This window comes from Pseudomonas grimontii (genome assembly GCF_007858185.1).
GTDB classification, from domain to species: domain Bacteria; phylum Pseudomonadota; class Gammaproteobacteria; order Pseudomonadales; family Pseudomonadaceae; genus Aquipseudomonas; species Aquipseudomonas grimontii.
The window spans coordinates 23,119-38,027 of the sequence record NZ_VFES01000017.1 but is presented as its reverse complement, the minus strand read 5'-3'; the positions used below and the strand labels follow the sequence as shown (position 1 = coordinate 38,027).

The following is a 14,909-nucleotide window of genomic DNA, read 5'->3' as shown; positions in this document are numbered from 1 at the left end:
CTTCTGTGTCGGGGCCTGTTCTATTGTGGCGGGAAAGTAATGCGACAGCGGCTTGTCGTGGGCGCCTATTCGGCGTCCAGATGCATCGGTGTTATCACGCGACCATCTTTCTCTGCCTGGCCCAGTTGCGCGTCAATGAAGTAGACACGGTCGTCCTCCAGCTGCGCCTTATCCACCAAGTAGTCCTTGATCGTGCTCGCACGGTCCTGGCCCAACTGGCGCAGCAGCACGTCACTGCCACTCCAGAACTTGATGACGCCGTCTTTCAGCTTGGCGGAGCGCTCATTGCTGCTCAGGTCCTTCCATTCTGCTGGAGGCTGTTGTTTCAAGCGGGTGCGGTAAATGCCTTCGAGCAAGGGGGCCTTTTCGCTCTCAGGAACTTCCAGCAAGGAAGCTTGGGCTGGCACTTTATCGCCACGGCGCTGCAGCATTTTGTAGTAGTTGTATTGGTATTCCCGCTCCAGGCGCTGGGCCGCCAGGAATGGACCGTCGCTGCTGGCTGCGGCCGTGCCTTCGATTTCCAGGCGGAGGGCAGGGCGTTCTTTCAGCGCCTTGGCCAAGGTGTTCAGGGCGCCTTCGGCGTCTTTGTTCAATTCGCTGGAACCCGCCGCAAACGACACGCTGCCCAGGTCCTCCGCTCCACCTCCGGTGACCAACCCGCCAATAAACTTGAACGGCGCAGTGGCCGCTCGTACCACCAGATTGCGCAGGGTTTGCCACACAATTGGCATCACGCTGAATTGCGGGTTATTCAGGTCGCCGGATACGGGCAGTTCGATGGAGATCTTGCCGTCGCTGTCCTTGAGCAAGGCGATTGCCAGGCGAATCGGCAAGTCCACGGCATCGGCACTGTCGACTTTTTCGCCCAGTTGCAATTGCTCGACCACCACTTTGTTCTCAGCCTTCAACTGGCCCTTGGTGATCACGTAGTGCAGGTCAAGGTTGAGGCGGCCCTTGCGGATGCGGAAGCCGGCGAACTTGCCCGAGTAAGGCGTCAGCGTGGTCAACTCGACACGTTTGAAGCTGGTGGCGATGTCCAGCGCCGCCATCGGGTCAAACGGGTTCACGCTGCCTTTGATGGTGACCGGTGCATAACGGTCCACCTTGCCCTTGATGTCAACGCTCGCCGGCTTGGCCTGGCGACTGTCGATGGTGCCGATCTGCCCGTTGAGCTGTTGGATCGCAGTGGCGAAGTTGGGGGTGAGGCTGAAGTCAGCGAAGTTGGCCGAACCGTCGTTGATCGCAATCTGCCCGATATGGATACCCAGCGGCTTGTCTTTGCTAGCGGCGGGTTTGGCTGACGATTTGGCGCCACTGTCGGCCGGCTGTGGGATCAGTAAGTCGTCGACGTTGGTGGTGCGATCATCGTTGATCATGAAGCGCGCATACGGTTGCAGCAGGTTGACCTTGTCGATCGACAGGCTGTCGCCGTGTTGGTAGTTCACGCCTTCGAGCACCAGGCGCTGCCATTTGAGGAAGTCGCGGGTCTTGAGGGTGTCGAGGGTATGCAACTGGTCGACCTGCGCGCGGCCGGTGATCTGCAGCGCCAGGGGATCGGTGCTTTTCAGGTTCACGTCCAGGTCGCTGCCAAGCATGCCGCTACGCAATTCCAGACGGATAAACGGGCTGATATAGGACTGGGCGACCCGCAGGTCGATGTCCTTGGTATTGACCTTCAACTTGGCGCTGACCGGGTTGAGGTTGACCGTGCCGGTTGCCTGGATCTTGCCCTGCTTGCCCAGGCCGGTGTCGACCTTCAGGGTAAAGGGGCTCTGGTTGAGGCTGTCGAAGTTCTGCACGTCGACGTTCAACGGGCCCAGCTCCAGCGCTACCGCAGGCTTAGCCTGACGGTCGGCCAAATGCACTTGGTAGTTGCGCAGTTGGACGTCCTTGAGCAGCACTTGCCATGGCTTGCTCGGGGCAACGGGCGCAGGCTTTGGCGAATCAGCCGTGGCGGGTGCTGTGGCAGGCTCCGGCGCCTTGGCCGGTTTGTTCGGCTGGCCGGCGAACAGTTTTTGCCAGTCCAGTTGCCCATCCGCTTCGCGAGCCGCCCAGGTTTCGAGCTTATTGCTGCGGATCTTGCCGACCACCACCTGCTGTTTGGCCAGGTCCACCGTGGTCTCGCTGACGTCCAAACGCTCCAGGCGCACCAACGGCCGGCCATCCGGGGCCTTGATGGCGAATGGTGCGATGCTGGCGGCGGTGTTGGTCAGGTTCAGCTCGGTTTCTTTGGCCAGGCTGAACCTGTACTCGGTACTGAAGTTGAGCACGCCGTCTTCAAGTACCAGGGGTAAGGCGTCACGCACATAAGGCCACCAGGCTTTCATCTTGCCACCGGTGACTTTGAGCGTACCTTCGGAGGTGATCGGCACCAGGCTGAAGTTGCCTTTCCAGTCGATCTGCCCACCTTCAGGGCCGGCGGCCACCAAGGTCATGTCCGCATTGTCTTCCGGCAGGGTGCTGAGGTTCTTCAGCTCGAAGTCGAGTGTGTCGTAGAGGAATTCGATAGGTTCGCTGGGGCGCAAGTCTTGAAAATGCACGTAACCGCCGGCCAGCTTGATGCTGTCGACACGCAGCGGGAACGGCTTGGAGTCGGGGTCGGCAGGGGTAGGCTCGCTTGGTGGCAACTTGAACAACTGCGCCAGATTCAACTCGCCTGACTTGTCGAACAACAACTCGGTCTTGGGCTTGTCCAGTTGCACATCCGCCAGGTGCAGGGCGCGGGTCCACAGGCTATCGACCTGCAGGTTGGCGTAAAGCCGTTCGAAACCTACCTGTTCCTTACCGGGTTCGCCGATCTTCAAGCCCCATACCGTTACTTCCAGGCTGAACGGGTTAAGTTCGATCCGTTCGATGCGTGCTGGCACCGTGGCGTAATTGGCCAACTGTTGGTTGGCAACGCGAAGAGCGATGCCAGGCAAAATCAGAAAACCCAGCAAGCTGTACAACGCAAGGGCAGTCAACAAGGCGCCAGCGGCGCGAATCAATCCTTTGGGCATGGGGCGGCGCCATCTATGTCAAACAGGAGTGCCTTGGAGTATGGCACGGGTTTTCGGTTCCGAAGAACCGGGCCTTTAGGATGCTTCTTACAGTTGCAGTATCAGAGTCTTCAGCGGTGGCTGTTGATCTTGTGAGGGAAAGTCCGCACCTGGCGTCATGATTTTCCAGTCCCGCACCGCACGCCCAGCCTTTTGTGCACAACGCAGCACCTGTTCACGCCAATCCTCCATGCTGACTTTTGCCAGGTTGTTACAGCAGATCAGCACGCCATTGTCGGCAGTAGCGAGCAGTGCAGGCTTGAGCAGGCTCTGATAGTCACGCAACAGGTCGACCGTACCGAAGGCACTCTTGGCCCAGGCCGGCGGGTCGAGCAACACCAAGTCATATTGACGCGGCTCCAGGCGCGGATAGCTCGGCAGTTTCTGCCCGCGACGCTGGGTGATCGGCAGCCCGGCCAGTTGGCGAATCGCCGGGAAGTAGTCCGATTGCACGAACTCCATGGGTGGAAGCTGTGGATTGAGCAGGCCGTTTTCACGCCCGACCGCCAGGTTGCCCTCGGCGAAGTCCAGGTTGCATACCTCGCGCGCGCCACCGGCAGCAGCGCTCAGGCCCACCCCACAGGTGTAGGCAAACAGGTTCAGTACGCTTTTGCCGGCGCTGTGGTCCTTGACCCAGCCGCGCGTATTGCGCAGGTCAAGGAACAGCAGCGGGTCCTGGCCGGCGTGGCGCCCGCGTAAACGGTAGTTGAGGCCCCATTCGTGGCCCACAAGGTCTTCCAGCGCGGCAGGTTCGGCGCGGTATACAGAATCTTCGCGATCGACCCGCGAGTTGCCGCGGGAGCGGTCGTTGTAAACCAGCAGCAACTCCAGGCCCATGTACTGGTTGATCAGTTGGTGCAGTTCCAGCAGGTCGGCGGTTTCCAGCGACTGATGGAAGCTTTGCACCAGTAACTGCGGGCCATAGCGGTCGATGGTCAGGCCGCCGGCGCCTTCCTGGCTGCCATGGAACAGCCGATAGCAGTCGGTGCCCTGGGCGTGCAGCTCGCTGATCAGGTCTTGGCGATGATCGAGGGCGGCGCGCAGCGCCTGATTCAAGGGAAACATGGAGCGCGCCTTGCTTAGGTAAATGGGGGAAATAAGGGCGCGGAGTTTAACAGCTATGGCGCCTTGCCTACATCAACCCCATCCGCCGGTGTGCACGCTGCACCGAACCATTGCGCATCGCCCAGCGCAACAACGGCGCGCTGCGCTTGACCCCAGCGCGGATCATCCGGCGTTGCAGCGGGCTCTGGTGCTGATCGAGCAGGGTGCTGGCCCAGTCTGGCAGCAGGTCGATCCCGGCTTGCATCATCAAGGCGCCAAAAGGTTTGGCCAACGTGCTGGGGGAGGGCGCGTTCAGCAACAGGCGCAGCACTTCGCGGCTGCGCTCGTCGCACAGTAATTGCGGGCGGATATTCTCAAGGTAATCGGAAATTTCCTGCCGTGAATGCGGCACATGCTGCGCGCCCAGCCGTTCTGCGACGACTGCGATCTCGCTGTAGTAACGATCCTGGTCACGGCCAGAGAGGTGCGGGTTGCAATAGCGCAAGTGGGCAGCAAGAAAGTTGCTCACCTCTGCCACATGTACCCAGGTCAGCAACTCTGGATCGCTGGCCGCGTAAGGCCGCCCGTCCGGGGCATGGCCAACCACCTGCAGGTGAATGGTGCGCACTTTTTCGATCAACCAATCGGCGTCCTTGCGCGAGCCGAACGTCGTACCGGAAATAAACTGCGAGGTACGGCGCAGGCGCCCAAGCATGTCCTGGCGAAAATTCGAATGGTCCCACACGCCGGCCAGTGCCAGTGGGTGCAAGGCTTGCAGCATCAAGGCACTGATGCCGCCGATGAGCATGCTGCTGAAGTCGCCATGGACTTGCCAACTGACCGAGTCCGGTCCGAACAGGCCAGGATCGCCCTTGGGGTTTTCCAGGTCCAGTTGGCCCAGTGACAAGCCGGTGAGGCTCATCAGCTGGGTTTCGATACGGGTACGGATAAATTCCATGGCGACTCGGGTTTTCCTATCGGTTCAGGCGTTTGTCGATCAGGCCGTCGACGACGCTGGGGTCGGCCAGGGTCGAGGTATCACCCAGGCTGTCCAGTTCATTGCAGGCGATCTTGCGCAAAATCCGGCGCATGATCTTGCCGGATCGGGTTTTCGGCAGGGCCGGTGCCCATTGGATCAGTTCCGGCTTGGCAAAGCTGCCGATTTCCTTGCTGACCAGTTCCAGCAGGTGTTTTTTCAGCGCATCGCTGGGTTCGACGCCATTCATGGGGGTGACGAAGGCGTAGATGCCCTGGCCCTTGACGTCGTGGGGGTAGCCCACCACGGCGGCTTCGGCCACCTGGTCATGCAGTACCAGCGCACTCTCTACCTCGGCGGTGCCGATACGGTGGCCGGACACGTTGATCACATCGTCGATACGCCCGGTGATCCAGTAGTCGCCGTCCTCATCGCGGCGCGCGCCGTCACCGGTGAAATAGTAGCCGGGGTAGGGTTTGAAATAGGTGTCGACCATGCGCTGCGGGTCGCCGTAGACGCTGCGAATCTGCCCCGGCCAGCTGGCCTTGATCGCCAGTACGCCGCTGCCGGCACCGCTGATGACCTTGCCTTGTTCATCCAGCAGCACGGGCTGTACACCAAACATCGGCTGGGTGGCGCAACCCGGTTTGATGCGCTGCGCGCTGACCAACGGGCTGAGCATGATGCCGCCGGTCTCGGTCTGCCACCAGGTATCGACAATAGGGCAACGCTGTTCGCCCACCGCGTTGAAGTACCAGTCCCAGGCTTCCGGGTTGATCGGCTCACCGACGCTGCCCAGCAGGCGCAGGCTGGCGCGGGAGGTCGTCTCCAGCGGGCCGTGGCCCTCGCGCATCAATGCGCGCAAGGCGGTAGGGGCGGTGTAGAAGATATTCACCTGATGTTTATCGATGACCTGCCAGAAGCGCGAACTGTCCGGGTAGCTCGGCACACCTTCGAACATCAGCGAAGTGGCGCCATTGGCCAGCGGCCCGTACACGATGTAACTATGGCCGGTGACCCAACCCACATCGGCGGTGCACCAGAACACCTCACCGTCGCGGTAATCGAGTACGTACTTGAAGGTCATTGCCGCCTGGAGCAGGTAGCCGCCCGTGGTGTGCAGCACGCCCTTGGGTTTACCGGTGCTGCCGGAGGTGTAGAGGATAAACAGCGGGTCTTCGGCATCCATCGGTTCGGGAGGGCAATCGTCGCTCGCCGCATCCAGTACCTGTTGATACCTGAGGTCGCGGCCTTCGCTCCAATTCACTTGGGCGCCGGTGCGTTGTACGACCAGCACCGTGCTGACGTTGGGGCAACTGGCCAGGGCCTTGTCGACATTCTGTTTCAACGCCACCGGCTTACCACCGCGCACGCCTTCATCGGCAGTGATCACGGTGCGGCAGTCGGCGTCTAGAATGCGGTCGCGCAGGGCGTCCGGTGAGAACCCGCCAAAGACCACCGAGTGCACCGCGCCAATCCGCGTGCAAGCCAGCATTGCGTAGGCCGCTTCCGGGATCATCGGCATGTAGATACACACCCGATCGCCTTTTTTCACACCACGGCTTTTCAGCACATTGGCCAGGCGGCAGACGTTTTGGTGCAGTTGGCGGTAGGTGATTTTGGAAGATTTTGCAGGATCATCACCTTCCCAGATGAAGGCCGGCTGATCGGCGCGTTGCGCGAGGTGACGGTCGATGCAGTTGTAGCTGACGTTTAACTGGCCACCGGCAAACCATTGGGCGGCACCGGTCTTGATGTCTGACTGCTGGACGGTGTGCCACGGTGTTATCCAGTCGAGAAAGCCCTTGGCCTGTTCGGCCCAGAACGTGTCCGGCTGTTCGATGGATTGGCGATAGAGGCGCTGGTAGTCCTCTTGACTGAGTTGCGCAGCCCGGCGGACGGCATCGGCGGTGGGAAACGTGCTGATATCGAACATGAGCGATCCTTATTCTTGTTTTTGCGACAAGTCATAAAGATGCACCCTGTATGGAGAGGGTTCAAGGCCAACGTCCAAACGGACGTTGGCCTTGCGGTACCTGCATCAGCCGCGGTGACGACCGCGGAAGTAGTTGATCAGGCCCTGGGTCGAAGCGTCTTCGGCCAAGGTTTCTTCGGCACCGGTGAGGCGATTGTAAACGCCCTTGCCCAGCTCCTTGCCCAGCTCCACGCCCCATTGGTCAAAGGCGTTGATGCCCCAGATCACGCTTTGCACGAACACTTTATGTTCATACATGGCAACCAGGGCGCCCAAGCGACGCGGGCTGATGCGTTCAACCACCAGGGTGTTGCTCGGACGGTTGCCCGGGATCACCTTGTGCGGTGCCAGCTTCTGCACTTCGTCTTCCGGGATGCCCTTGTCGCGCAGCTCGGCTTCGGCTTCGCTGCGGGTCTTGCCGAGCATCAGAGCCTGGCTCTGGGACAGGCAGTTGGCGTACAGCCACTGATGGTGGTCGGACACCGGGTTGAAGCTGACGATCGGCACGATGAAGTCGGCGGGGATCAGTTGGGTGCCCTGGTGCAGCAACTGGTGGTAAGCATGTTGACCGTTGCAGCCGACGCCACCCCAGATCACCGGGCCTGTATCGGTGGACACCGGCTTGCCGTCCTGGCGAACGCTCTTGCCATTGGACTCCATGTCCAGCTGTTGCAAGTGCTTGGTGATGTTACGCAGGTAGTGGTCATACGGCAGGATTGCATGGCTCTGCGCACCCCAGAAGTTGCCGTACCAAACGCCCAGCAGGCCCAGCAGCACCGGCATGTTCTGTTCGAACGGCGCGTTCTGGAAATGCTGGTCCATGGTGTAGGCACCGGACAGCAGTTCCTTGAAGTTGGACATGCCGATGGCCAGGGCGATTGGCAAGCCGATGGCCGACCACAACGAATAACGGCCGCCGACCCAGTCCCACATCGGGAAGATGTTTTCTTCGCGGATACCGAAGGCCACCGCTGCCGCGTTGTTGCTCGACACGGCGATGAAGTGGCGATACAGCTCAGCTTCCGAGCCACCCTGGGCCAGGTACCAGGCGCGGGCGGCCTGGGCGTTTTTCAGGGTTTCCAGGGTGTTGAAGGATTTCGACGAGACAATAAACAGCGTGGTCTCGGCGCGCAGCTTCATGGTCAGCTCGTGGAACTCGCTGCCATCAATGTTCGCCAGGTAGTGGCAGCGCACGCCTTTATGGGCGTAGGACAACAGCGCTTCAGAGACCAGCTCCGGGCCGAGGAACGAGCCACCGATGCCGATGTTCACCACGTCGGTGATCGGCTTCTCGGTGTAGCCACGCCACAGGCCGTCGTGGATGCGACCGACCAGGTCGGTGATCTGGTTCAGCACCTTGTGTACGTCCGGCATGATATTCACACCGTTTACCGACAGCTTGTCGCCCACCGGGCGGCGCAGTGCGGTGTGCAGGGCAGGGCGGCCTTCGGAGGAGTTGACCGGCTCGCCGGCGTACAGTGCGTCGATCGCGCCTTTGAGGTTCACTTCCTTGGCAAGGCCCACCAGCAGGTCACGGGTTTCGCTGGTGATCAGGTTTTTCGAGTAATCGAGGAAAAGTCCGCAGCTGCTCAAGGTGAACTGGGAAAAGCGCTGGGGATCGGCATTGAACGCTTCGCGCATGCTGAAATCCTGCATGGCTTGGCGATGTTGATTGAGCGCTTGCCAGGCGGGCAGAGCGGTAACGTCATGAGGGGTGCGGTAGTACGCCATCGCTGCGGGTTTCCTTTTATTACGGGGACTGCCTTTAGGACACTTCAAAGTCCGGAACATCCAGTCTTATCTCAAGGATTGGGTTCCAGACAGCGCTAACCATAGCGCAGGGCGATTACATTAAACCTAGCGTGTCGATATGTCTTGGCTTTGTCTGCGCTGTGGCCGGTACTTTTTTATACCGGCACAGCGATCAGGGCAATCGGCGGGGTGTTCAGAGAGGTCAGTTGAGGTTCAGATGCAGGTTGTCGATCAGGCGGGTCGTGCCTAGAAAGGCGGCCACCAGAATCACAATATCCCGATCCTCAGCCGTGGCGGTCCGCAGGTGCACGCCCTGGCGCACTTCGAGGTAATCCAGGCGCAACCCGGCGGCCTCTATCTGCTGCACCTGTTCGGCGCGCAGTCTGGCGAAGTCGTGATCACCGCTTTTGATGGCTGCGGCAATCTGGTTGAGGCTGCGGTACAGCACCGGTGCGATCGCACGTTCTTCTTCGCTGAGAAAGCCATTACGCGACGACAGCGCCAGGCCATCATCGGCGCGCACGGTGGGCTCGCCAATGATCTGGATCGGCATGTTCAGGTCATGGACCATGGCGCGAATCACGGCCAGTTGCTGGTAGTCCTTCTGGCCAAATACGGCAATGTCCGGCTGGACCATGTTGAACAATTTGCTGACCACGGTCGCCACACCTTCGAAATGCCCGGGACGGCTGGCGCCGCACAAACCTTCGGACAATTGCGGGACGCTGACGCGGGTCTGGCCGGTCATGCCGCCGGGGTACATCTCCTCGACGGTCGGAGCGAACAGCAGGTTGCAGCCGGCCTGCAGGAGTTTTTCCTGGTCGGCGGCCAAGGTGCGAGGGTACTTGTCCAGGTCTTCGCCGGCGCCAAATTGCAGCGGGTTGACGAAAATACTCGCAACGACAAAGTCCGCCTGCTGCACAGCCTTGCTGACCAGGCTGGCATGCCCGCTGTGCAGGTTACCCATGGTGGGCACGAAGCCGATGCGTTTGCCTGCCTTGCGGGCGTGGGCGACGGCGGCTCTTAGTTCGCGTACGGTTTTTACGGTGTTCATGCAGAGAATCCGTGTTCGGCGCCTGGGAAGGTCACGCCTTTGACTTCGGCCACGTAAGCACTCAATGCGGCGTGGATGCTGTCCTGGCCAGTCATGAAATTCTTCACGAACTTCGGCACGCGGCCGGTCATCGACAGGCCGAGCATGTCGTGCAGCACCAGCACCTGGCCGTCGGTGGCCGAGCCCGCGCCAATACCGATCACCGGCACTTTAACGGCCTGGGTGATTTCTGCTGCGAGTTCGCTGGGCACGCATTCGAGCAGGATCATCGCAACGCCCGCCTGTTCCAGGGCGATGGCATCGGCACGCATCTGGCGCGCCTGGGCTTCGTTGCGGCCTTGTACCTTATAGCCGCCGAGGATGTTCACGGACTGTGGCGTAAGGCCCATATGTGCACAGACTGGCACCCCGCGCTCAGCCAGCAGGCGAATCGACTCGGCGAGCCACACGGCGCCCTCGACTTTGACCATGTGTGCACCGGCACGCATCAGTTTCCCGGCGTTCAGGAAGGTCTGCTCGACCGTGGCGTAATCCATGAACGGCAGGTCGGCGATGATGAATGCGCCGTCATTACCGCGCTTGACGCTGGCGGTGTGGTAGGCCAGTTCATCGGTGGTGACGGGCAGGGTGCTGTCATTCCCTTGAAGGACCATGCCCAGGGAGTCACCTACCAGTAACACTTCAACCCCGGCCTGGCAGCTGGCGTGGGCGAAGGTGGCGTCATAGCAGGTCAGCATGGTGATTTTTTCACCTTTGAGCTTGAGGCTCTGCAAGGTGGTCAGGGTAATGTCTGGCATGAAAAGGGTCCTCGTTCAGGCGCTTGGAAACAGCGAGTTACGCGCGTGAGTCTTCGTTTATACAGGCGCACTGTCTTGAGAGCAGTGCTTATAAGGCCTGGATTGCGCCCTTCAGCGCCGGGTTGGCGGCAGCGGGACGCCTATAGTCGTGAGGAGGACACGGGAAGTCAATTGGATGTGTTACCGCATTGTTACGATGGCGGTGTTACCGCTGTTACTGACGCGATTCAGCAACGGGGAGCCGTTCCAGGCCGACAAACGGGCAGGCTTCAAGCAGGGTGCTGAGGCGTTTGCCATCCGGCAATTGCAAGGCGGCAGGCGCCAGTTCGGCCAGTGGGTACAACACAAACGCACGCAGGTGCATCTGGTAGTGGGGCACCTTCAGGCGCGGTTCGTCGATCAGGCGATCGCCAAACAGCAGAATGTCCAGGTCAAGCGTGCGCGGGCCCCAACGCTCCAGGCGCTCGCGGCCTTGGTCGTTTTCGATGGCTTGCAGCGCATCCAGCAGATCTAGTGGCGCAAGGCTGCTGTCCAGGGCGGCAACCGCGTTGGTGTAGCGCGGTTGGCCCGGGAGCAGGGAGTCACTTTGGTAAAAGGCGGACACACCCGCGACGCAAGTGCCTGGCAATTGCGCCAGCGCTTCGATAGCGCTGCGCAATTGCTGGTCCGGGGCGGCCAAGTTGCTGCCCATGCCGATGTAGATGCGTTCCACGTTTATTCGCCCGCAGCGCCCGAGGCATCGGCAGCACTGCGTTTACGCTTGGTGCCACTACGACGACGCTTCTTCGGCCCAGCGCCTTCAGCATCACCCTTGCTGCCGAGGTCGCGAATCATGTCGCGGCGCTGGCTGTCATTGGCATCCTGATAGTCGGTCCACCATTCGCCGAGGCCGTCGGTCTGTTCACCGGCGCTTTCGCGCAGCAGCAGGAAATCGTAGCCGGCGCGGAAGCGTGGGTTGTCCAGCAGCAGGTCGGCGCGCTTGCCGCTGCGGCGGGGCAGGCGTTCCTGCATGTCCCAGATCTCGCGGATCGGCAGGGTGAAACGTTTCGGGATAGCGATGCGCTGGCACTGTTCGGCGATCAGCTCGTGAGCGGCTTCCTGCATGGCCGGGATCGGCGGCATGCCACGGTCCTGCAGGCGCAGTACGCGCTTGGGCAGGGCCGGCCACAACAGGGCGGCAAACAGGAACGCCGGTGTTACCGGTTTGTTCTGCTTGATGCGCAGGTCGGTGTTGATCAACGCTTCGCTGATCAGCGTGTGGGTATAGGTCGGGTTGTGTTCCAGTGCTTCGGCGCTGGCCGGGAACAGTGGGTCGAACAATTGCAGGTCGACCAGCATTTCGAAGGTGTCGGCGGCGTAGCCCGAGAGGAACAGCTTGAGCACTTCTTCGAACAGGCGCGCGGACGGGATTTCCTGCAGCATAGGTGCCAGCTCGCGTATCGGTGCGGCGGTGTGTTTCTCGATACCGAAGTTGAGCTTGGCGGCGAAGCGCACGGCCCGCAGCATGCGTACCGGGTCTTCCTGATAGCGCTGCGTGGGGTCGCCGATCAGGCGGATCAGGTTATTGCGGATGTCGTGTACGCCATTGGCGTAATCGAGGATGCGTTCGCTGACCGGATCGTAATAGAGGGCATTGATGGTGAAGTCGCGGCGCTGCGCGTCCTCTTCCAGGGTGCCGTAGACATTGTCGCGCAGGATGCGCCCGCTCTCGTTGCGGGAAGACTGATTAGTGTCTTCCTCTTCATCGTTTTGCGGGTGGCCGGCACGGAAGGTCGCGACCTCGATGATTTCGCGACCAAAGTGGATATGCACCAGCTTGAAGCGGCGGCCGATGATTCGCGCATTGCGAAATTCGGCACGCACTTGCTCAGGCGTGGCGCTGGTGGCGACGTCGAAATCCTTCGGCGTGATATTGAGCAGCATGTCGCGTACACAACCGCCCACCAGATAAGCCTGGTAACCGGCGTTCTGCAAACGTTCGACGATATTCACCGCATAACGGCTGAACTGGGCGCGTTGCAGCGAATGCTGGCTGCTGTTGAGCACTTCAGGCGTGCTGCGTTTGTGTTGCGTACGACGCAAGGGAGAACGGAATGACTGGAACAACTTCTTCAGCATGGGATGCACTGTTTGAAGGAATGTTCGGCCATAACGAAGAATGACCGCATGATGGGCCGGGATTCTAGCATTTAGTCAGGGGATGGTGTAGGAACAAGCTACAGGCATTGCGCCATAAGCGTTTGAACGTCAAATTCCAGAAACTACAAGGGGAGCCGAAGCTCCCCCAGAAGTAGTTGCGTGCTCTATTTTTATTATTGGTTTCGGGCTTCTTGTTTTTGTTGATCGCCCTCGCCATGAAGCTTCACCTTCATGACACTCCCAATCGGGAGTCAAGAGCAAACGGATTGCTTTGGTCGCTGTGTTGCTGATCTACGATCCAACCAGTTCAGGCTCTGCCTTAGGGCAGTTTTTGTTGTTCTCGGCCTGGTTGCGGGGCAAGCCCCAAATGCAACGCCTCTCCAAAAGAATCAGTTAGCTGCGCCTCCGCCGTGTTGTTTTTGTTATGCGTGAGTCGATTCGTCTTATTTTTATTGTCTTGTACAAAGCTTGTTATTGTTTTTGTACTAAGCATATAGCAGGGTGCGTGCCAACTTTTTCGCCGCCCAGCAAAACCGGGGGGTTGAGGTCGTTTTGGGTTTTTGACGGGCCAAAAAAAGCCGGGGCTTCGTTACCGTAAGCCCCGGCTTTTGTTACGTGACAAATCAGCGGTAACAGTTTTTTCACATCGGTGGGTGTTACCTGTGGGGGCGCACCCTCAGCTTTCGCTGGCCACACCGGTCTTGCGCCGTGGAATGCCCAGGCGCTGGCGCCGTTCCCACAGGCACTTACGGCTCACGCCCAGTTTGCGTGCCAGCTCGGTCTCGGTCATGTGGTCCTGATGCTCAAGGACGAAATGCTGGAAGTAGTCTTCCAGTGACAAATCTTCCGTTGGCTCATGGCTGGTATTGCTACCGCCGCCCTGTGTCGGGGCCAGGCCGATGAAGTCGTCATCCTCCAAGTCACTGAGTTCAATATCGATACCCAGCAGCTCGGCGGAAATTTCCGGGCTTTCCGACAGGATCACCGCACGTTCGACCGCATTCTCCAGCTCCCGCACGTTACCCGGCCACGAGTAATGCCGAATCGCTTGCTCGGCGTCCGGCGCGAACTTCAGGTCGGTACGGTTGATGCGCGCACTCTGGCGCAGCAGGAACGCGCTGGCGATCTCATTGACGTCGGCGCCGCGCTCACGCAGGGCCGGCAATTTGAGCGCGATCACGTGCAGGCGGTAATACAAGTCTTCACGGAACTGACCGATCTTGGCCAGGCTCTTCAGGTCGCGGTGGGTGGCTGCGATCAGGCGTACATCAACCTTCTGCGATTGCACCGAGCCTACACGGCGAATCTCACCTTCCTGCAGCACACGCAGCAGTCGCGCTTGGGCTTCCAGCGGCAACTCGCCGATTTCATCAAGGAACAGCGTACCGCCGTCCGCCGCTTCCACCAGGCCCGCACGCCCGGCACTGGCGCCGGTAAATGCGCCTTTCTCGTGGCCGAACAGTTCGGACTCGATCAGGGATTCGGGGATCGCTGCACAGTTCACCGAAATCATCGGCGCCTTGGCGCGCTTGGACAGGTTGTGCAGGGCACGGGCCACCAGTTCTTTGCCGGTGCCTGACTCGCCCTGGATCAATACATTGGAGTCGGTCGGCGCGACTTTACGGATCTTGCTGTACAGGTCCTGCATCGGTGGGCAGGAGCCAATGATGCCGATCTCGCCGTTGCTATTGTCGACGCCCGGTTTGTCGGCGCCGTTGGTCGCTTTGCCGGCGGGGCGTTGTTCGGCAGGCGCGCTGCTGGCTGACTGGCGGTCACGCAGGATGCGGGCCACGGCCTGGAGCATTTCATCGTGGTCAAACGGCTTGGCGATGTAGTCCACCGCGCCCATCTTCATGGAATCAACCGCCGAGCGCAGGCTGGCGTAGCTGGTCATGATCAGCACCGGAGTGCCCTGGCCAAGCTTGATCAACTCGGTGCCCGGCGCGCCCGGCAGGCGCAGGTCACTGACAATCAGGTCGAACGTGGGGATGCTGAAACGCTCTTGTGCTTCCTGCACCGAGCCGGCTTCGCTGACTTGGTACTGATTACGTTCAAGCAGGCGACGCAAGGCAGAGCGGATAATTGTTTCGTCTTCGACGATCAAAATGTGCGGCATTGATTCAATTCTCTCGAC

General features: G+C 60.2%; 10 protein-coding genes. All 10 read right to left on the bottom strand.

Features of this window, described 5'->3' with window-relative positions:
* Positions 1–65 precede the first annotated feature (65 nt).
* The 10 genes from FIV39_RS23895 to FIV39_RS23850 all read right to left on the bottom strand — a co-directional run bounded on the left by FIV39_RS23895 (position 66) and on the right by FIV39_RS23850 (position 14,891).
* Positions 66–2,999 carry a DUF748 domain-containing protein gene (locus FIV39_RS23895; protein WP_090399759.1) on the bottom strand — a complete coding sequence of 978 codons (2,934 nt, stop codon included), beginning with the start codon at positions 2,997–2,999 and terminating at the stop codon, positions 66–68.
* 87 nt (positions 3,000–3,086) lie between these two features.
* A complete protein-coding gene (locus FIV39_RS23890; RefSeq protein ID WP_090399761.1) occupies positions 3,087–4,103 on the bottom strand; it encodes a class I SAM-dependent rRNA methyltransferase in 1,017 nt (338 codons plus the stop codon).
* 67 nt (positions 4,104–4,170) lie between these two features.
* Positions 4,171–5,040, bottom strand: a complete 870-nt coding sequence (locus tag FIV39_RS23885) for an oxygenase MpaB family protein (RefSeq protein ID WP_090399763.1) — start codon at positions 5,038–5,040, stop codon at positions 4,171–4,173.
* 16 nt (positions 5,041–5,056) lie between these two features.
* Complete coding sequence (gene acs, locus FIV39_RS23880) at positions 5,057–6,994, bottom strand: acetate--CoA ligase (protein ID WP_090399765.1); 1,938 nt, start codon at positions 6,992–6,994, stop codon at positions 5,057–5,059.
* Positions 6,995–7,099: 105 nt separating this feature from the next.
* Positions 7,100–8,764 (bottom strand): glucose-6-phosphate isomerase, encoded by a 1,665-nt coding sequence (gene pgi, locus FIV39_RS23875; protein ID WP_090399768.1) that lies wholly within the window; start codon positions 8,762–8,764, stop codon positions 7,100–7,102.
* Between the two features lie 223 nt (positions 8,765–8,987).
* On the bottom strand, positions 8,988–9,839 hold the full coding sequence (panC, locus tag FIV39_RS23870; RefSeq protein ID WP_090399770.1) for a pantoate--beta-alanine ligase: 852 nt from the start codon (positions 9,837–9,839) through the stop codon (positions 8,988–8,990).
* Complete coding sequence (gene panB / locus FIV39_RS23865) at positions 9,836–10,636, bottom strand: 3-methyl-2-oxobutanoate hydroxymethyltransferase (protein WP_090399772.1); 801 nt, start codon at positions 10,634–10,636, stop codon at positions 9,836–9,838. The genes panC and panB overlap by 4 nt, the downstream gene beginning before the upstream one ends.
* Positions 10,637–10,850: 214 nt before the next feature.
* On the bottom strand, positions 10,851–11,348 hold the full coding sequence (folK, locus tag FIV39_RS23860; RefSeq protein WP_090399774.1) for a 2-amino-4-hydroxy-6-hydroxymethyldihydropteridine diphosphokinase: 498 nt from the start codon (positions 11,346–11,348) through the stop codon (positions 10,851–10,853).
* A gap of 2 nt (positions 11,349–11,350) precedes the next feature.
* A complete protein-coding gene (locus FIV39_RS23855) occupies positions 11,351–12,754 on the bottom strand; it encodes a polynucleotide adenylyltransferase PcnB (RefSeq protein WP_090399776.1) in 1,404 nt (467 codons plus the stop codon).
* Positions 12,755–13,451: 697 nt separating this feature from the next.
* Positions 13,452–14,891, bottom strand: a complete 1,440-nt coding sequence (locus FIV39_RS23850; RefSeq protein WP_090399777.1) for a sigma-54-dependent transcriptional regulator — start codon at positions 14,889–14,891, stop codon at positions 13,452–13,454.
* Positions 14,892–14,909: the final 18 nt, after the last annotated feature.